The organism is Actinacidiphila yanglinensis, assembly GCF_900107965.1.
GTDB lineage: Bacteria > Actinomycetota > Actinomycetes > Streptomycetales > Streptomycetaceae > Actinacidiphila > Actinacidiphila yanglinensis.
The window spans coordinates 211,644-230,009 of sequence record NZ_FNVU01000011.1; the positions used below are offsets into that span (position 1 = coordinate 211,644).

General features: G+C 71.8%; 14 protein-coding genes. 8 read left to right on the forward strand and 6 right to left on the reverse strand.

Annotated features, from left to right (window positions below; translation table 11 throughout):
- Position 1 precedes the first annotated feature (1 nt).
- On the reverse strand, positions 2-1,630 hold the full coding sequence (locus C4U44_RS24930) for a carboxyl transferase domain-containing protein (protein ID WP_103888223.1): 1,629 nt from the start codon (positions 1,628-1,630) through the stop codon (positions 2-4).
- A gap of 84 nt (positions 1,631-1,714) precedes the next feature.
- On the opposite strand from C4U44_RS24930, the gene C4U44_RS24935 reads away from it, so the two are divergent.
- The 3 genes from C4U44_RS24935 to tesB are packed head-to-tail and all read left to right on the forward strand — an operon-like array spanning position 1,715 to position 4,417.
- Entirely contained in the window at positions 1,715-2,344 is a 630-nt protein-coding gene (locus C4U44_RS24935; protein ID WP_103888224.1) for an SACE_7040 family transcriptional regulator, read from the forward strand.
- Between the two features lie 34 nt (positions 2,345-2,378).
- Positions 2,379-3,536 (forward strand): acyl-CoA dehydrogenase family protein, encoded by a 1,158-nt coding sequence (locus tag C4U44_RS24940; RefSeq protein WP_103888225.1) that lies wholly within the window; start codon positions 2,379-2,381, stop codon positions 3,534-3,536.
- Positions 3,533-4,417 carry an acyl-CoA thioesterase II gene (gene tesB / locus C4U44_RS24945; RefSeq protein ID WP_103888226.1) on the forward strand — a complete coding sequence of 295 codons (885 nt, stop codon included), beginning with the start codon at positions 3,533-3,535 and terminating at the stop codon, positions 4,415-4,417. The genes C4U44_RS24940 and tesB overlap by 4 nt, the downstream gene beginning before the upstream one ends.
- 27 nt (positions 4,418-4,444) lie before the next feature.
- Here the strand turns inward: tesB and C4U44_RS24950 are convergent, their stop codons facing one another.
- A complete protein-coding gene (locus C4U44_RS24950) occupies positions 4,445-5,329 on the reverse strand; it encodes a phosphatase (protein WP_103888227.1) in 885 nt (294 codons plus the stop codon).
- A gap of 205 nt (positions 5,330-5,534) precedes the next feature.
- On the opposite strand from C4U44_RS24950, the gene speB reads away from it, so the two are divergent.
- Together speB and C4U44_RS24960 are read left to right on the forward strand one after the other, a co-directional pair.
- On the forward strand, positions 5,535-6,494 hold the full coding sequence (speB, locus tag C4U44_RS24955) for an agmatinase (RefSeq protein ID WP_103888228.1): 960 nt from the start codon (positions 5,535-5,537) through the stop codon (positions 6,492-6,494).
- Between the two features lie 168 nt (positions 6,495-6,662).
- Positions 6,663-10,568 (forward strand): ABC transporter ATP-binding protein, encoded by a 3,906-nt coding sequence (locus C4U44_RS24960; RefSeq protein ID WP_103888301.1) that lies wholly within the window; start codon positions 6,663-6,665, stop codon positions 10,566-10,568.
- A 61-nt stretch (positions 10,569-10,629) separates the two neighbouring features.
- Here C4U44_RS24960 and C4U44_RS24965 read toward each other — a convergent pair whose 3' ends face one another.
- The 4 genes from C4U44_RS24965 to C4U44_RS24980 form a co-directional block, all read right to left on the reverse strand.
- Complete coding sequence (locus tag C4U44_RS24965) at positions 10,630-11,532, reverse strand: LysR family transcriptional regulator (protein WP_103888229.1); 903 nt, start codon at positions 11,530-11,532, stop codon at positions 10,630-10,632.
- 108 nt (positions 11,533-11,640) lie between these two features.
- Positions 11,641-12,438 carry a sugar phosphate isomerase/epimerase family protein gene (locus C4U44_RS24970; protein WP_103888230.1) on the reverse strand — a complete coding sequence of 266 codons (798 nt, stop codon included), beginning with the start codon at positions 12,436-12,438 and terminating at the stop codon, positions 11,641-11,643.
- 110 nt (positions 12,439-12,548) lie between these two features.
- Entirely contained in the window at positions 12,549-13,469 is a 921-nt protein-coding gene (locus tag C4U44_RS24975) for a bifunctional helix-turn-helix transcriptional regulator/GNAT family N-acetyltransferase (protein ID WP_103888231.1), read from the reverse strand.
- A 94-nt stretch (positions 13,470-13,563) separates the two neighbouring features.
- Positions 13,564-14,661, reverse strand: a complete 1,098-nt coding sequence (locus tag C4U44_RS24980; RefSeq protein ID WP_103888232.1) for a LacI family DNA-binding transcriptional regulator — start codon at positions 14,659-14,661, stop codon at positions 13,564-13,566.
- Positions 14,662-14,950: 289 nt separating this feature from the next.
- On the opposite strand from C4U44_RS24980, the gene C4U44_RS24985 reads away from it, so the two are divergent.
- The 3 genes from C4U44_RS24985 to C4U44_RS24995 are packed head-to-tail and all read left to right on the forward strand — an operon-like array spanning position 14,951 to position 18,101.
- A complete protein-coding gene (locus C4U44_RS24985) occupies positions 14,951-16,102 on the forward strand; it encodes a Gfo/Idh/MocA family protein (RefSeq protein ID WP_103888233.1) in 1,152 nt (383 codons plus the stop codon).
- Positions 16,099-17,253, forward strand: coding sequence for a dihydrodipicolinate synthase family protein (locus tag C4U44_RS24990; RefSeq protein ID WP_103888234.1), 1,155 nt, complete (start codon positions 16,099-16,101; stop codon positions 17,251-17,253). Before C4U44_RS24985 ends, C4U44_RS24990 begins: the two co-directional genes overlap by 4 nt.
- A complete protein-coding gene (locus C4U44_RS24995) occupies positions 17,250-18,101 on the forward strand; it encodes a sugar phosphate isomerase/epimerase family protein (RefSeq protein ID WP_103888235.1) in 852 nt (283 codons plus the stop codon). The genes C4U44_RS24990 and C4U44_RS24995 overlap by 4 nt, the downstream gene beginning before the upstream one ends.
- The last annotated feature ends 265 nt before the right edge of the window (positions 18,102-18,366 follow it).

Genomic DNA, 18,366 nt, shown 5'->3' on the forward strand with positions numbered 1-18,366 from the left:
CTCACATCCGGAAGACGCCGTAGCCCGGCGCGGTCGGATCGGCTGCGGGCAGCGGCGCGTTGGCGCAGGCGGTGAGCGCCAGGCCCAGCACGGTGCGGGTCTCCAGCGGGTCGATCACGCCGTCGTCCCACAGCCGGGCCGTCGCGTAGTAGGCATTGCCCTGGGTCTCGTACTGCTCGCGGATCGGCGCCTTGAACGTCTCCTCCGCCTGCTCGCTCCACTTCTCGCCGGCGGCCGCCAACTGGTCCCGCTTCACGGTCGCCAGCACCGACGCGGCCTGCTCGCCGCCCATCACCGAGATCTTGGCGTTGGGCCACATCCACAGGAAGCGCGGACTGTAGGCCCGGCCGCACATCGAGTAGTTGCCCGCGCCGTAGGAGCCGCCGATCACCACGGTCAGCTTGGGCACCCGGGCGCAGGCCACTGCGGTCACCATCTTGGCGCCGTGCTTGGCGATACCGCCCGCCTCGTACTGCCGGCCCACCATGAAGCCCGAGATGTTCTGGAGGAACAGCAGCGGGATGCCGCGCTGGTCGCAGAGCTCGATGAAGTGCGCGCCCTTCAGCGCCGACTCGGCGAACAGGATGCCGTTGTTCGCCACGATGCCGACCGGGTGGCCCTGCACATGGGCGAACCCGGTGACCAGCGTCGTGCCGTACTCCGCCTTGAACTCCGCGAAGCGGCTGCCGTCCACCAGCCGGGCGATCACCTCCCGCACGTCGTACGGCGTGCGGGAGTCCGCCGGCACCGCTCCGTACAGCCCCGCCGGGTCGACGGCGGGCGGCTCCGCGGGCCGCACCGTCCACGGTGGCGCTCCCCGCGCGGGCAGGGTCGCCACGATGTCGCGGACGATGCTGAGGGCGTGTGCGTCGTCCTCGGCGAGATGGTCGGTGACGCCGGAGGTGCGGGAGTGCACCTCGCCGCCGCCCAGTTCCTCGGCGGTGACCACCTCGCCGGTGGCGGCCTTCACCAGGGGCGGACCGCCCAGGAAGATCGTGCCCTGGTTCCGCACGATGACCGCCTCGTCGCTCATCGCCGGGACGTAGGCGCCGCCGGCCGTGCACGAGCCCATCACCGCCGCGATCTGCGGGATGCCGCGGGCGGACATGGTGGCCTGGTTGTAGAAGATCCGGCCGAAGTGCTCGCGGTCGGGGAAGACCTCGTCCTGCCGGGGGAGGAAGGCGCCGCCGGAGTCCACGAGGTAGACGCACGGCAGCCGGTTGTCGAGAGCGACCTCCTGGGCGCGCAGGTGCTTCTTCACGGTGATCGGGTAGTAGGTGCCGCCCTTGACGGTGGCGTCGTTGGCCACCACCACGACCTCCCGGCCCGAGACCCGGCCGATGCCCGCGATCACCCCCGCGGCGGGCGCCTGCCCGTCGTACATCCCGTCGGCGGCGAGCGGGGCCAGCTCAAGGAAGGGGGAGCCGGGGTCGAGGAGCCCGTCCACCCGGTCGCGCGGCAGCAGTTTTCCCCTGGACGTGTGCCGCGCGCGCGCCTTCTCCCCGCCGCCGAGCCGTGCGGCGGCAAGCTTGTCCCGCAGGGTCGCGGTGAGCGCGGTGTGCGCCTGCGTGTTGGCGCGGAACGCCTCCGACGCCGGATCTGCGGCGCTGGACAGGGCGGGTGCTGCCATGGGTCGGCCCCCCGAGTGTTAGCGAGCGTTAACCTGATGACTCCACGTTAACGCTCGCTAACGGGATTGTCTAGACTCAATTTCATGAGTCCGACGAAGGCTGTGGAAAACCGGCGCGAGCAGATCCTCCGAGAGGCCGCGCGGCTCTTCGCCGAGCGCGGGTTCCACGGGGTCGGCGTCGACGAGATAGGGGCCGCGGTGGGCATCAGCGGTCCGGGGCTGTACCGGCACTTCGCCGGGAAGGACGCGATGCTCGCCGAGCTGCTGGTCGGGATCAGCGACCGGCTGCTGTCCGCGGGCCGGATGCGGGTGGCCGAGGCGGCGGACCCCGCCGAGGCGCTGGACGCGCTGATCCGCGGCCACATCGACTTCGCGATCGACGACCGGCCGTTGATCACCCTGCACGACCGCGAGCTGGACCGGCTGCGTGACTCCGACCGCAAGCTGGTCCGTCAGCTCCAGCGGCAGTACGTGGAGGAGTGGGTGGCGGTGGTCCGCCGTGTGTACCCCGACGCCACCGAACTGGAGGCGCGGGCCGCGGTGCACGCCGTGTTCGGCCTGCTGAACTCCACGCCCCACCTCGGCGCCCAGTCGGGGCTGCCCGACCGCGCCGGAATGGCGGCCCTGCTCCATCGCCTCGCGCTCAGCGCCCTGGAGGCACTCGACGGCGGACCCGCCCTGGACAGTGATGACGACCGGCGGGTAACTTTCTGAGCGCTTGCTTAATTCTCGCGATGGGAGGCGCGCTGTGCGTCGTACGGTGTTCAACGAGGACCACGAAGCATTCCGCGAGACGATACGCGCCTTCGTCGAGGCCGAGGTCGTCCCCGTGTACGACGAGTGGCTGGCGGCTGGGCAGGTGCCGCGGGAGTTCTACTACAAGCTCGGCGAGCTGGGCGTCTTCGGCATCGAGGTGCCCGAGGAGTTCGGCGGCGCGGGCGAGAACAGCTTCAAGTTCCAGGCCGTGCTGAGCGAGGAGTGCGCCCGCGCGGGTGTCAGCTTCGGCGGCAGCAGCGTCCACGTCGGCCTCTGCCTGCCGTACGTGATGGCCTACGGCACCGAGGAGCAGAAGAAGCGCTGGCTGCCCGGTTTCGTCACCGGCGAGACGATGTTCGCCATCGCGATGACCGAGCCCGGCACCGGTTCCGACCTGGCCGGCATGAAGACCACCGCCAAGCTCGCCGCCGACGGCACCCACTACGTCCTCAACGGCGCGAAGACGTTCATCACCGGCGGCGTCCACGCCGACCGCGTCATCGTCTGCGCCCGCACCGCGCCGCCCAGCGCCGAGGACCGCCGCGCCGGCATCTCCCTCTTCGTCGTGGACACCAAGTCCGAGGGCTACGCGGTCGGCCGCAAGCTGGACAAGCTCGGCCTGAAGACCTCCGACACCGCGGAGCTGTCCTTCTCCGACGTCCGCGTGCCGCTGGAGGACCTGCTCGGCGAGGAGGGCAAGGGCTTCTCCTACCTCGGCCAGAACCTGCCCCAGGAGCGGCTGGCCATCGCTGTCGGCGCCTACTCCCAGGCCGCGGCCGCGGTCCGCTTCGCGCAGCAGTACGTCCAGGACCGCACCGTCTTCGGCAAGACCGTCGCGTCCTTCCAGAACACCAAGTTCGAGCTCGCCGCCTGCAAGGCCGAGGTCGACGCCGCCGAGGCCGTCGTGGACCGCGCGCTGGAGGCCCACGACCTGCGCGAGCTGTCCGCCGCGGACGCCGCTTCGGCCAAGCTCTTCTGCACCGAGGTCGCCGGGCGTGTCATCGACCGCTGCCTCCAGCTCCACGGCGGATACGGTTACATGAACGAGTACCCGATCGCCCGCCTGTACGCGGACAACCGGGTCAACCGGATCTACGGCGGGACCAGTGAGGTCATGAAGTCGATCATCGCCAAGTCGATGGGCCTGTGAACGAGAAGACAACACCCCTGGAGTCCCTGCTCGACCTGCTCGATCTGGAGCGGATCGAGCAGGACATCTTCCGGGGCTTCAGCCGCTCGGCGGTGGTACCGCGCGTGTTCGGCGGCCAGGTCGCCGCACAGGCGCTGGTCGCCGCCGGGCGCACCGTGCCCGAGGAACGCGCCGCGCACTCCCTGCATGCCTACTTCCTGCGGCCGGGCGATCCGGGTGCGCCGATCGTCTACCAGGTCGACCGGATCCGAGACGGCCGCTCCTTCACCACCCGCCGGGTCGTCGCGATCCAGCACGGCCAGCCGATCTTCCACCTGTCGGCGTCCTTCCAGGTTCACGAGGACGGCCTGGAGCACCAGGAGCCGATGCCGCAGGCGCCCGACCCCGAGGGGCTCCCGTCCGCCGAGGAACTGCTGCCCGCGCACGCCGACAAGTTCCCGGACCCGACCGTCGTCGACCGGCTGCTCGAAGCGCGTGCCGCCGTCGACCTGCGCTACGTCGAGGACCCGCCGTTCCTCACCGCGGGAGTGCGGCGCGAGCCGCGCTCCCAGGTGTGGTTCCGCACCCGCGGCAAGCTCGCCGACGACGCCCTGCTGCATGTGTGCCTGGCCACCTACGTGTCGGACATGACGCTGCTCGACTCGGTGCTCCTTGCGCACGGGCGCGGCGGCTGGGCGGTCGGCGACGTGGTGGGCGCGAGCCTCGACCACGCCATGTGGTTCCACCGCCCGTTCCGTGCCGACGAGTGGCTGCTGTACGACCAGCAGAGCCCGTCCGCCTCGGGCGGCCGCGGACTCGGCACCGCCCGGATCTACACCCAGGACGGCCGGCTGGCCGTGTCGGTGATCCAGGAGGGCCTGGTCCGGGTCCCGCGCGCCTGAGGGCCCTTGCCTGCGACCCCGGGATCTCTAGTCGCGGGTCTTGCGGGTCCTGGTCCTTTTGGTGCGCGGGTCGGGGCGGTGCCGGCCGCCACCGCCCGGCCGCGGGGCGGCGGGCCGACCGCGCAGGTCGGCCGCGTCCAGCAGGTAGGACGCCATCGGCGCGTAGAAGTGGGGCTGCACGTTGTCGTCGAGGGGCACGGTCACCAGGACGTCGTCCTCGGCCTCGCCGACGAAGAGCGCGGGGTCGTTGGAGTCCGCGAAGCCCACCGTGTCGATCCCCCGCGCACCGGCGCAGCCCGCCCAGCCATGGTCGGCCACCACGAGATCCGGCAGCCCGCGCCCGTCGCGCTCCAGGGCGTTCAGCACCTCGTTCATCGGCTCCGGGGAGTGCGTGTGCACCAGGCTGCCGCCCCGGTGCAGCATGAACACGCCCCCCATGTACCGGATCTCACCGCCGTCCGCGTAAAGGTTCTCGGCCGGTCCGACCACATGGCAGCCGGCCGCCCGCAACCCGCTCGCCAGCACGGTGTGGACCGCGAACAACCCCGCAGGATGGCCGCTGGCCAGTAGGACCGTCGAACGGTTCTCCGTCGCCTTCTTCAGTACCTCCGCCATCCGGTCCAGTGCGTCGATGGTCAGCTCCGGATCGATGGTGTCCTGCCCGTGCAGGTGTTCCGGATCGGCGACCACCCCGCAGCGCTCGGCCATCAGCTCCAGCACCGCCGACTCCTCGGTCCACCGGTCGCCGAGGTCCAGCCCGAACCAGAAGTACCGGTTGCCCTCGGCGAGCTCCCGGTAGTGGTCGAGGTTGTTCTCGCGCGTGGTGGCGACGTCCCCGGCGATCCGGGTGCGTATCAGGTGCGAGACGAGGGCCTGGCGGCTGGGAGTGGCGGGCAGAGGATCCATGGGCATGGTCACATTCTCCCGCCCTCGCGTCCTGCTACGCGACGTCCCCCGGATCGACGCCGAGGCGTAATCACCGGCGCCGATTGGAGGAAACGTACATTCCGGCAGGCCGGCCCGGGACCGTAGGGTCGGCCGCACGTACCCGGTGCCGGCAGGAGCCGTATCGGAAGAGCTGTTCCGGCAGGAGCCGTACCGAGAAGAGGCAGCCACCATGAGCAGCGCACAGCCGCGCGGCCCCGTCGACTCCTCGCGCGTCCCGCGCTACGCGGGCCCCGCGACCTTCGCCCGGCTGCCGAGGCTCGACGAAGTGGGTGCTGCGGACGTCGCCGTCGTCGGCGTGCCCTTCGACACAGGGGTGTCCTACCGTCCCGGGGCGCGGTTCGGCGGCAACGCCATCCGGGAGGCGTCCCGGCTGCTGCGCCCGTACAACCCCGCACAGGACGCGTCGCCCTTCGCGCTCGCCCAGGTCGCCGACGCGGGCGACATCGCCGCCAACCCGTTCGACATCGGCGAGGCGGTGGAGACCGTCGAGGGCGCCGCCGACGAGCTGCTCGGCACCGGCGCCCGCCTCATGACACTCGGCGGGGACCACACGATCGCACTGCCGCTGCTCCGCGCGGTCGCCCGCCGGCACGGGCCGGTGGCGCTGCTCCACTTCGACGCCCACCTCGACACCTGGGACACCTACTTCGGCGCCGCGTACACGCACGGGACGCCGTTCCGGCGGGCGGTGGAGGAGGGCCTCCTCGACACCTCCGCGCTGTCCCACGTGGGAACCCGCGGCCCGCTCTACGGCCGGAAGGACCTCGACGACGACGAGAAGATGGGCTTCGGCATCGTCACCTCCGCCGACGTGATGCGTCGCGGTGTCGACGAGGTCGCGCAGCAGCTGCGCGAGCGGATCGGCGACCGGCCCCTGTACGTCTCGGTCGACATCGACGTCCTCGACCCCGCGCACGCCCCGGGCACCGGGACCCCCGAGGCCGGCGGTCTCACCTCCCGCGAACTGCTGGAGATCCTGCGCGGCCTGGCCGGCTGCCACCTGGTCTCGGCCGACGTGGTGGAGGTCGCCCCGGCTTACGACCACGCCGAGATCACCTCGGTCGCGGCCTCCCACACCGCCTACGAGCTCACGACGATCATGTGCCGGCAGATCGCGGCGGCCCGCTGAGCCTGCCGAATCACTCGAACTGATTACGACCAAAGTCGCACTCCTGTGCGACTTTGGTCGTTGGTTTTGTTGCGGGAGGATGAAACGCGGCACCCGGCGCGTTGGCAGCGTCGGTAGCAGGTAGAGGAAGCAGCGGCAGGGGTGGACGACAGCGTGGTGGAGGACGGCGTGAGGAAGGCGCGGGCGGGCACGGCAGCCGAGGGCGACCCCGAGCAGGGGTGGCTCCGCAGGCTGACCGGCTATGCGTGGCGGTACCGGCGCAATGTGCTGCTATCGCTCGGCGCGTCCCTGGCGGGCATGGGCGTCACCGCCCTCGTGCCGCTCGTCCCCAAGCTGATCATCGACGACGTCATCGTCAAGCACGACAAGCCGCTCGCCCCCTGGGCGATCGCGCTGCTGGTCGCCGCCGTCGTGGTCTACGTCCTGACCTACATGCGGCGGTTCTACGGCGGTCGGCTCGCGCTCGACGTGCAGCACGACCTGCGGGACGAGATGTTCCGGTCGATCATGCGGCTGGACGGCCGCCGCCAGGACGAGCTGAGCACCGGCCAGGTCGTCGGCCGCGCCACCAGTGACCTCCAGCTGATCCAGGGGCTGCTGTTCATGTTGCCCGTCATGATCGGCAACCTCCTGCTGTTCCTCCTCTCCCTCGTGGTGATGTTCGTCCTCTCGCCGACGCTGACCCTGGTCGCGCTGGCCGTCGCCCCCGCCCTGTGGTTCATCGCCAACCGTTCCCGCAAGCGGCTCTTCCCCGCGACCTGGTACGCCCAGGGGCAGGCGGCGGCCGTCGCGGGAATCGTCGACGGGTCGGTCACCGGCGTGCGGGTGGTCAAGGGCTTCGGCCAGGAGCAGCAGGAGATGGACAAGCTGCAGAAAGTGGGCCGCCGCCTGTTCGCCGGCCGGCTTCGCACCGTCCGGCTCAACGCCCGGTACACCCCTGCGCTCCAGGCGGTCCCCTCGCTCGGGCAGATCGGCATGCTCGCCCTCGGCGGTTGGATGGCCGCCCGCGGCCAGATCACCCTGGGCACCTTCGTCGCTTTCTCCACCTACCTCGCCCAGCTGACCGGCCCGGTCCGGATGCTGACCATGATGCTGACCGTCGGCCAGCAGGCCCGCGCCGGAGTCGAGCGCGTCCTCGAACTCATCGACACCCGCCCCACCCTCGAAGAGGGCACCAAGACCCTGCCGCCGAACGCCCCCGCCACGGTCGACTTCGACCACGTCTCCTTCGGCTACAGCACCCAGCGTCCCGTCCTCGACGGCTTCGACCTGAGTATCGAACCGGGCGAGACGGTCGCCGTCGTCGGCGCCTCCGGTTCCGGCAAGTCCACCGTTTCCCTGCTGCTGCCCCGGATGTACGACGTGACCGGCGGCGCGGTCCGCATCGGCGGTGTCGACGTCCGCGAGCTGACCTTCTCCTCACTGCGGTCGGCGATCGGGCTGGTCCCCGAGGACAGCTTCCTGTTCTCCGACACCGTCCGGGCCAACATCGCCTACGGCAAGCCCGACGCCACCGACGAGGAGGTCCTGGCGGCCACCCGCGCCGCCCAGGCGCACGACTTCATCAGCGCCCTCCCCGACGGCTACGACACGGTGGTCGGCGAGCAGGGCCTGACCCTCTCCGGCGGCCAGCGGCAGCGCGTCGCCCTGGCCCGCGCGATACTCACCGACCCCCGGCTGCTGCTCCTGGACGACGCCACCTCTGCGGTGGACGCGCGCGTCGAGGCGGAGATCTTCGACGCGCTGCGCGAGGTGATGCGCGGCCGCACCACCCTGCTGATCGCCCACCGCCGCTCCACCCTCGCCCTCGCCGACCGGATCGCCGTCCTGGACGCGGGGCGGCTGGCCGACGTGGGCACCCACGACGAACTCCAGGCCCGGAGCCCGCTGTACCGTGCGCTGCTCACCGACCCCGACGCGCTCGGTGCCGACGTGGTCGAACTCGACCCGGCCGGCGTCTCGGCGGCGCGGACCCCGGCGCCATGCGGCCACGACCTTGCCGCCGACGGCACCTGCACCGACCCGGACTGCCTGCTGCTGGCCGAGGACGACGCGGTGGCCGAGGCGGAGTCGGTGCGGGACGCGGCAGGCATCACCCCGGAGCTGTGGCCCGAGCACCTCAGGCCGACCGACGAGGACGACACCGACGGCCGCTCGGCGGCGCCGGTGCCGTCGGCCGCGACCGCGCGCCGGGCCACGGCCGGGCCGGGCGGAATGGCGGGCGCGCTCGCCGGCATGCCCGCCACCCCGGACCTGCTCGCCAAGGTCGCGGAACTCCCGCCCGCCCTCGACACCCCGGACGTCGACGAGGACGAGGCACGCGGCGCCGACCGCGTCTTCGGGCTGCGAAGCATGCTGCGCGGCTTCCGCACCCCGCTGCTGCTCAGCCTGCTGCTCGTCGCCGTCGACGCCATCGCGGGACTGCTGCTGCCGATCCTGATCCGGCACGGCATCGACGCGGGCGTGCGGCAGCATGCGCTGCAGGCGGTGTGGACGTCCTCCCTGCTCGGGCTGGGTCTGGTCCTGGTGCAGTGGGTGGTGGAGTGGGGCTCGACCCTGCTGACCGGCCGCACCGGCGAGCGCGTCCTGTACACGCTGCGTGTGAAGATCTTCGCCCACCTGCACCGGCTCGGACTCGACTTCTACGAGCGGGAGTTGTCCGGTCGCATCATGACCCGGATGACCACGGACGTGGACGCGCTGTCCACGTTCCTCCAGACGGGCCTGGTCACGGCTCTGGTCAGCGTGCTGACCTTCGTCGGCATCCTGGTGGCGCTGCTGGCCATCGACGTCCAGCTGGCCCTGATGGTCTTCGCCACCCTGCCCCTGCTGGTGATCGGCACCTGGATCTTCCGCCGCAAGTCCGTGCGGGCGTACGAATCCGCGCGCGAGCGGATCGCGGTCGTCAACGCCGACCTGCAGGAGCACGTCGCCGGCCTGCGGGTGGTCCAGGCGTTCCGCGGCGAGCAGCACGGTGCCCGGCGCTTCCTCACCCGCAGCGACGAGTACCGCACCGCCCGGGTGCGCGGCCAGTTCCTGATCTCGGTGTACTTCCCCTTCGTGCAACTGCTGTCCAGCGCGGCCGCGGCACTGGTGCTGATCGTCGGCGCCCACCGGGTCGACGCGGGCACCCTCACCGCCGGCGCCCTGGTCGCCTACCTGCTCTACATCGACCTGTTCTTCTCCCCCGTGCAGCAGCTCTCCCAGGTCTTCGACGGCTTCCAGCAGGCCAGCGTCTCGCTCGGCCGTATCCGCGAACTGCTGCGCGAACCCACCACCACGCCCGCAGTGCGGGACCCGCGACCGGTGCAGCGCCTGCGGGGCGAGATCACCTTCCAGGACGTCCACTTCCGCTACGGCGGGGCCGACGCCGAGGGTGCCGACGCCCTGTCCGGCATCGACCTGCGGGTGCCGGCGGGCCAGACCGTCGCCTTCGTCGGTGAGACCGGTGCGGGAAAGTCGACACTCGTCAAGCTCGTCGCGCGCTACTACGACCCGACCGGCGGTGCGGTGCTCGTCGACGGCACCGACATCCGCGAACTCGACCTGACCGGCTACCGGCAGCAACTCGGTGTCGTCCCCCAGGAGCCGTACCTGTTCGCGGGCACCATCCGCGACGCCATCGCCTACGGGCGGATGGACGCGACCGACGCCGAGGTGGAGGCCGCCGCCCGCGCGGTGGGCGCCGACGCGATGATCGCGACGCTCGAAGGCGGCTACCTCCACCAGGTCACCGAGCGCGGCCGGAACCTTTCCGCGGGACAGCGGCAACTGATCGCGCTGGCCCGCGCCGAACTCGTCGATCCCGTCGTCCTGTTGCTCGACGAGGCCACCGCGGCGCTCGACCTCGCCACCGAGGCCCTGGTCAACCAGGCCGCCGACCGGCTCTCCGTGCGCCGCACCACCCTGGTGGTCGCGCACCGGCTCAGCACCGCCGCCCGGGCCGACCGGGTCGTGGTCCTCGACCACGGCCGTGTCATCGAGGACGGCACCCACGACGAACTGCTCGCCCGGGGCGGTAGGTACGCCGAGCTGTGGCGGACCTTCACCGGCGAGGTCCGCGCGGCGGCCTGAGCCCCGTCGCACCCAGCCGGTCCGGCCCTGCCGCCCGAGCGGGGCCGGACCCGGCCCAAGGTCAGGCGGCGTCCGCCCAGTGGGCCCGCAGCGTGTCGACGGCGGCCGTGATCGACGGCCGCCGCGACGCGCCCTCCCGCCACAGCGCGTACAACCTCCGTACCGGCGCCGGATCCAGCCGCAGCACCCGCACCCCGTCGGGCAGCGGCCCCCTGCCCAGCCGCGGCACCAGCGCGATGCCCAACCCGGCCTGCACCAGGGCCACCTGAGTGCCGTACTCACCCACCTGGTAGGCCATATCGGGTTCGGTGCCGGACTCCCGCAGCGTCCGTACCAGCCACTCGTGGCACACCGATCCGGGCGGCTGGCAGATCCACCGCTCGCTCGCGACGTCGGCCCGCTGCACCGCCTCCCGGTCAGCCAACCGGTGCTCCGCGGGCACCAGCACATCGCACCGGTCGTCCCCGATGACCACCCGTCCCAGCCCGTCCGGCACCGGCAACGGAGCGATGTCCCAGTCGTGCGCCACCGCCAGGTCGACCGCGCCCCGAGCCACCAGGTCGACCGACAGATGGGCGTCCACCTCGACCAACCGCAGGTCCAGCGCCGGGTACGCGGCGGCCAACTCGGCGAGCACCGACGGCAGCAGCCCGCAGGCCGCGGTGGGGAAGGCCGCCACCGTCAACCGCCCTCCCGGACGGCCGCGTTGCTCCTCCAAGGCGACCTCCGCCGCCTCGACCACCCGCATCAGCTCCTGCGCCGTGTCCACCAGCAGCCGCGCCGCATCGGTCAGCGCCACCCCGCGGCCCTGCCGTTCGAGCAGCACCGATCCGGCCTCGCGCTCCAGCTTCGCGATCTGCTGGGAGATCGCCGACGGCGTGTAACCCAGTGCCGCGGCCGCCGCCCCGATCGACCCGTGGGTGTGCACCGCGTGCAACGCCTTCAGCCGCGCGAGATCGAGCACGCTCCCGGTCCCCTTTCCCTCTCCCTACCAGCTCGGTGCCGACCCGCTGCCCGACGCACGGGGGCACCCCGGCCTCCGCGGGTCGGCGACCCGGCGGAGCCACACGGCTCAGGCCGACTCCGACAGCAGCCGCGCCAGATGCTCCCGCCCCGCCTCCAACAGGCCCGGCAGGTCCTCCGCCTGCGGATACCACCTCTTCTCGTACTCCCAGCACAGCCATCCGTCCCACTCGGCGCGGCTGAGCACCTCGACGGTCTCCGCCAGCGGCAGCGCGCCCTTGCCGAGCGGCAGCGGCGTCCGGTCCTCGGTCGAGGCGATGTCCTTGACCTGCACGTAGCCCAGGAAGGGCGCGAGCGCCGGATACGTCGAGGACGGCTGCTCCCCGGCAAGCCAGGTGTGCATCACATCCCAGATCGCTCCCACCGCGCGGTGCCCGACGGTGCCCAGCACCCGCGCCACGTCGGCGCCGGCCCGGTGCGAGTCGTGCGTCTCCAGCAGCACGCGCACTCCGCGGTCCGCCGCGAGTGGCGCCACCGCGGCCAGCCGGCGCTCGGCCAGAGCATCGGCCTCGGCCGCGGGCAGGTCGCCGCCGCCCGGGAAGACCCGGACGAAGGAGGCCCCCAGGTCGGCAGCGAGGTCCAACGCGGCCTCGATCTCGGCCAGCACCGGGCCGTCCTCGCCGGGCGCGGCCACCTTGGCGTAGGCGGCGACAGTGAGGACGGTGATGCCTGCCGAGGCGAACTGCTCGGCCACGCGGGCGCGTTCACCGGCGGACAGTCCCGGGTGGACCGGTTCCTCCTCGCTCGCGCGCAACTCGACGCCGTGGTAGCCGTGCTCCGCCGCGAGCTGCAGTACCTGCTCGACGGGCAGTGCGGGAAGTCCGAGTGTGGAGAAGGCGAATCTCATTCGCCGGACACTAGGCACGGGTCAGCGCTCGGTCAACAGGGATCAGGTCCGGCGAGCCGCGCTCCGGCCTCTTGAGCACGCCCGGCCGGCACGCCCTTCCCCCGCTCCGGCTACAGCCCCAAACGCCAGTCCTGGCCCGTCAACCGGTGCCCGAAACTCTGGTGCTGCTGCTCGGCGACCAGCTCGAAACCTGCCCGCTCGTAGATCCTGCGCGCGTCGGCCAGCACGTCGTTGGTCCACAGTACGAGTTCGGTGTAAGCGGCCTGACGGGCGAACGCGACGCACGTGTCCACCAGCCGCCCGCCTATCCCGTGTCCGCGTGCGGCCGGATCGACCAGCAGCAGTCTCAACCGCGCGGTGTCGGGTGCTTCGTCCCGGACGCAGAAGACGCATCCGGCCCGCTCCCCGTCGAGTTCGGCCACCCACATGGCCTCACGCTCGGGGTCGTGATCGGCGGCGAAGTCCGCCACGATCCGCGCCACCAGGGCTTCGTATCCCTCATCCCATCCGTACTCGGCCGCGTAGACCGCGGCATTGCGCTCGATCGCCCAGCCCAGGTCGCCCGGACGGGGGGAGCGCAGCTTCACCCGCGGACCGGTGGTGATCCGGTGGTCGTCATGCAGGATCTCCCGCACCGTGCTCATCGCCTCCGTCAGCCGCGGCCTGTCCGCCGGCGCTATCCGGCCGACGAGAGCACCCACCGCCTCACGAGAACGCTCCTCCAGCAAGGAGGCCGCCTCTTTCCCGTGCGCGGTCAGCTCTATCCGCTGCCGCCTCGCGTCCTCGTCGGAGGGTCTGCGCGTGACGAGCTGCCGCTCCTCGAACCTCGCCAGCATCCGGCTGAGATGACCGGCGTCGAGCGACAGCTCCACCCGCAGGTCGGCCGCATCCGTGCGGCGCCCGTGCGCGAGTTCGTAGAGCACGCGGGCCTCGGTCAGCGTGAACGGCGTGTGCAGGTGGCGGCTGTAGTCGAGCGCGCCGATGAGGTTGGTGTAGAAGCGGTTGAACGCGCGGATCTCCTGGATTGCCATGACGACCTCGATTCCGAAATTTCTTTGCCTGAGTCAAAGGTATGCCCGCGCCGACGCCGGGCGAAAGCCCCGTTTCCCAGCCTGTGGACAACTCTCAGCGGGCGCTGCCGGACGGCGGCGCGGTGGAGCCGCGGACCATCAACTCGGTGGCCACCGTGGCCATCGCACCGGGCGGCGGAGCCGACCGTCCCAGCACCAACCGGCCGGCCCGTGCGCCGGCCTCCTGGAGCGGGATCCGCACCGTGGTCAGCGCGGGTGCGGCGTCCACGCTGAAGGGCAGATCATCGAAGCCCGCCACGGAGACATCCCCGGGAACGCTCAGTCCGCGGTCGCGAAGAGCCGCGCAGACCCCGAGCGCGGCCGTGTCGTTGGCCGCCACGATCGCCGTGACGGCGGGATCCTTGCGCAGGAGTTCCAGCGCGCCGTCGTAGCCGGAGGAGCGGTCGTAGCCGCCATGCACGACGGGCCGGCCCGGCAGATCCCGGAACTCCTCTCCCGCCGCGACCTCCGGCGCGAGTCCGTACGCCGCGAGAGCCGCCCGGTGGCCTTCGAGGCGGTGGCGCGTCGTGCTGCGTTCGAGCGGGCCGGCCACGCAGCCGATCCGGCGGTGCCCCAATGAGAGGAGGTGCTCGGTCAGCCGCCGGGCTCCGCCGCGGTTGTCGAAGGCGATGGTGGTGATCTCCGCCCCGGCGTCCGGCAGTGGGGGGCGCCCGCACAGCACGATCCGGGTGCCTGAGGCGGCGAGCCGCGCCAGCCGGGCGGTCACCGCGGCGGTGTGCTGCCGGTCCTCGACCGCGCCGCCGGTCAGCACCACGCCGGCCGCGCGCTGGCGTTCGAGCAGAGTGAGATACGTGAGTTCGGCCTCGGGCGAACCACCGGTGTTGCAGACGACCGCGAGCTTTCCGTCGCCCGGGAGGCGCCCGGGGCCTGCCGCGATCTCGCGCTGGAGGGCGCTGGCGATCAGGCCGAAGAAGGGGTCCGCCACGTCGTTGACGAGAACGCCGACGAGATCGGAGCTGGCGGCCGCGAGGGCCCGTGCCTGCCCGTTGACGACGTAGTCCAGTTCCGCCACGGCCCGCCGTACCCGCTCGCGCGTGCTGCCGGCCACCGGGTAGTTGCCGTTGAGCACCCGTGAGACGGTCGCCGACGACACGCCTGCGCGCGCCGCGACGTCGGCCAGCGTCACTGCCATATCGGTCCTGACCTCCTCGTGCGACGGCTGGGTTCGTGGAGCCTGCCGAGAAGCGTCGTCCGGCCACCGCGGCACATGCTCTCACCTCGGCGGCACGCGCGGCAGCGGCTGGACCGCCAGGCGGCCCGTGATGCCCGCCGGGTTCCAGCAAGCGCTTACCTGCGCCTCCAGGAGAGTCTTGTCGACCCCTGTCCTCACAAGCTAGCGTGATGCGGAAGAAAGCGCTTGCTATACAGATTCCCCACCGTCGGCGTTCGCGCCTCACCTCGACCGCTCAGGAGAGTCATCCATGACACGCAAGACCGTGCGGATCGCCATGAACGGCGTCACCGGACGCATGGGCTACCGGCAGCACCTGGTCCGCTCCATCCTCAGCCTGCGCGAGCAGGGCGGCCTCGACCTCGGTGACGGCACGACCCTGTGGCCGGAGCCGATCCTGGTCGGCAGGCGCGAGCACGCGTTGCGCGCGATCGCCGAACGGCACGACATCGAGCACTGGACCACCGACCTCGACGCCGTCCTCGCAGACCCCTCGGTCGACATCTACTTCGACGCGCAGGTGACCTCCGCCCGCGAGGAAGCGGTCAAGCAGGCCATCGCGGCGGGCAAGCACATCTACTGCGAGAAGCCGACCGGCACCACGCTGGCAGGCGCCCTGGAGCTGGCGCGGCTCGCCGACGCCGCCGGGGTCAAGCACGGAGTGGTGCAGGACAAGCTCTTCCTGCCGGGGCTGCTCAAACTCCGCCGGCTGGTCGAGGGCGGCTTCTTCGGCCGGATCCTCTCCGTCCGCGGCGAGTTCGGCTACTGGGTCTTCGAGGGGGACTGGCAGAGCGCGCAGCGCCCCTCGTGGAACTACCGGGCCGAGGACGGCGGCGGCATCGTGGCGGACATGTTCCCGCACTGGGACTACGTGCTGCACGAGCTGTTCGGCAGGGTGCGCAGCGTGCAGGCGCTCGCGGCGACGCACGTCCCCCAGCGCTGGGACGAGCAGGACAAGCCGTACGACGCCACCGCGGACGACGCCGCCTACGGCATCTTCGAGCTGGAGGGCGGAGCGATCGCCCAGATCAACTCCTCGTGGACGGTACGGGTCAACCGGGACGAGCTGGTCGAGTTCCAGGTGGACGGCACCCACGGCTCCGCTGTCGCCGGCCTGCGCAAGTGCCGCGTCCAGCACCGCTCCGCCACGCCCAAGCCGGTGTGGAACCCTGACCTGCCGGCCACGGAGCCGTTCCGCGACCAGTGGCAGGAAGTGCCCGACAACGCCGAGTTCGACAACGGCTTCAAGGCCCAGTGGGAGCTCTTCCTGCGCCACGTGGCGCTCGATGAGCCCTGGCGGTGGGACCTCCTGGCCGGCGCCCGGGGCGTGCAGCTCGCCGAACTCGGCCTGAAGTCCTCCGAGCAGGGCCGCCGGTTCGAGGTTCCGGAGCTGTCGCTGTGACCATCCATCTTCCCGACACGTCAGGTGGGTCGCGCGCCTACGAGCCCAGGCAGGAACCGGTCGTTCCTGCGGCGGGGCTGCCCCTGCGCAGCCGGGTGGTGTTCTCGGCCGCACACGTCGTCGCCGATCCGCTGCGCACCTCGGCGGACGCGCCCGCGGCCGTCGACTGGGACGCGACCCTCGCCTTCCGCCGCCATCTGTGGGGCCACGGGCTCGGGGTGGCCGAGGCCATGGACACCGCGCAGCGCGGGATGGGGCTGGACTGGCCGGTCGCGGCCGAACTGATCCGCCGCTCGTCCGCCGAGGCGCGCTCCGCCGGCGGGCGGATCGCCTGCGGCGTCGGCACCGACCAGCTCACCGGCCCCGCCGCGACCCTCGCCGAGGTCACGTCGGCCTACGAGGAGCAGTTGGCGGTAGTGGAGGCGGCCGGTTCGCAGGCGATCCTGATGGCCTCGCGCGCCCTGGCCGCCGTCGCCAAGGGGCCGGAGGACTATCTGGAGGTCTACGGGCACCTGCTGCGGCAGTGCGCCGACCCCGTGATCCTGCACTGGCTGGGTCCCATGTTCGATCCAGCGCTTGCCGGTTACTGGGGCAGCGACGACCTGGACGCGGCGACGGAGACGTTCCTGGAGGTGATCGCCGCCCACCCGGACAAGGTTGACGGGATCAAGATCTCGCTGCTCGACGCGGATCGCGAGGTCGCGCTGCGCCGCCGCCTGCCCGAGGGTGTGCGCTGCTACACCGGCGACGACTTCCACTACCCGGAGCTGATCGAGGGGGACGAAGAGGGCTTCAGCCACGCGCTGCTCGGCATCTTCGACCCGCTCGCGCCGCTGGCCGCCAGTGCGGTCAGCGCCCTGGACACCGGGGATGCGGCCGGCTTCCGCGGGCTGCTGGACCCGACGGTCGGCCTGTCCCGGCACCTGTTCGAGGCGCCCACCCGTTTCTACAAGACCGGCGTGGTCCTGCTCGCCTGGCTGGCCGGCCACCAGGAGCACTTCACCATGGTCGGGGGCCTGCAGTCCGCCCGCTCGCTGCCGCACCTCGCGCGGGCATACGAACTCGCCGACCAGGTGGGGCTGTTCCCCGATCCCGCACTCGCCGAGGTCCGGATGCGCGGGCTGCTGGCCGTATACGGAGTGGACGCATGACCTCGACCCAGGACGCCGCGCACGACCTCGCGCGCCTCAGCGTCAACCAGGAGACCTTGAAGCAGTGGTCCCTGCCCGAACTCGCCGAGGGCTGTGCCGCCCTGGGCATCACGTCGGTCGGCCTGTGGCGCGCGCCGGTCCAGGAGTACGGCGTGCAGCGTGCGGCCGCGCTGATGGGCGACCACGGGCTCACGGTCACCTCGCTGTGCCGGGGCGGCTTCTTCACCGCGTCCGATCCGGCAGAGCGGGCGGCCTCCTTGGACGACAACCGCGCGGCGATCGATGAGGCCGCCGCGCTCGGCACCGGCACTCTGGTGCTGGTCTCGGGCGGGCTGCCCGAGGGAGACCGCGACATCGCCGCGGCCCGGGAACGGGTCGCGGACGCGATCGGCGCCCTGGTGCCGTATGCGGCCGAGCGGGGTGTGCGGCTGGCGATCGAGCCGCTGCACCCGATGTTCGCCTCGGACCGCTGTGTCGTCTCCACCCTGGGGCAGGCGCTGGACATCGCCGAGCGGTTCGCGCCTGACCAGGTCGGCGTCGTGGTGGATACGTACCACCTGTGGTGGGACGACCGCGCGGACGCCGGGATCGCGCGTGCGGGGGAGGGCGGCCGGATCGCGTGCTTCCAGGTCGCCGACTGGGTGACGCCGTTGCCCGAAGGGGTGCTGCTCGGGCGCGGCCAACTCGGCGACGGCTGTGTCGACCTGCGGGGATTCCGCACCCAGGTCGACGAGGCCGGATATCGGGGAGCGGTGGAGGTGGAGATCTTCAACCCCGCTCTGTGGGCGAGGAACGGTGCCGAAGTGCTCTCGGAGGTCGCGGATCGCTACCGGAAGCACGTGCTCTGAAAAGATCTTGGAATTTCGCCGTCTTCGGTGCAACCCTTCGCCCACTCGACGTGTCGTATATGGCATCAGGGCTCCGGGGAGGGTGCTTAGGAGCCTGCGATGGGTACGCCCGAGGGGGGCTTCGGGGGTATGGGGGGAGGAAGAGGGGCCCGGCTTCGGCCGGGCCCCTCTCGCTTTCCGGGCGCGTTCCGCGCCGTCCTGCGCGCGTGTCCACAGCCGAGCGGGTGACGGATGACGCGCTGTCGGTCACAGCGAGTACCTTCGG

Excerpts from the sequence above, each read along its gene's own strand:
- C4U44_RS24995 (WP_103888235.1), top strand. The coding sequence starts at position 17,250 with ATGACCTCGACCCAGGACGCCGCGCACGACCTCGCGCGCCTCAGCGTC.
- C4U44_RS24930 (WP_103888223.1), bottom strand. The coding sequence starts at position 1,630 with ATGGCAGCACCCGCCCTGTCCAGCGCCGCAGATCCGGCGTCGGAGGCG.
- speB (WP_103888228.1), top strand. The coding sequence starts at position 5,535 with ATGAGCAGCGCACAGCCGCGCGGCCCCGTCGACTCCTCGCGCGTCCCG.
- C4U44_RS24975 (WP_103888231.1), bottom strand. The coding sequence starts at position 13,469 with ATGGCAATCCAGGAGATCCGCGCGTTCAACCGCTTCTACACCAACCTC.
- C4U44_RS24935 (WP_103888224.1), top strand. The coding sequence starts at position 1,715 with ATGAGTCCGACGAAGGCTGTGGAAAACCGGCGCGAGCAGATCCTCCGA.
- C4U44_RS24970 (WP_103888230.1), bottom strand. The coding sequence starts at position 12,438 with ATGAGATTCGCCTTCTCCACACTCGGACTTCCCGCACTGCCCGTCGAG.
- C4U44_RS24980 (WP_103888232.1), bottom strand. The coding sequence starts at position 14,661 with ATGGCAGTGACGCTGGCCGACGTCGCGGCGCGCGCAGGCGTGTCGTCG.
- C4U44_RS24950 (WP_103888227.1), bottom strand. The coding sequence starts at position 5,329 with ATGCCCATGGATCCTCTGCCCGCCACTCCCAGCCGCCAGGCCCTCGTC.
- C4U44_RS24985 (WP_103888233.1), top strand. The coding sequence starts at position 14,951 with ATGACACGCAAGACCGTGCGGATCGCCATGAACGGCGTCACCGGACGC.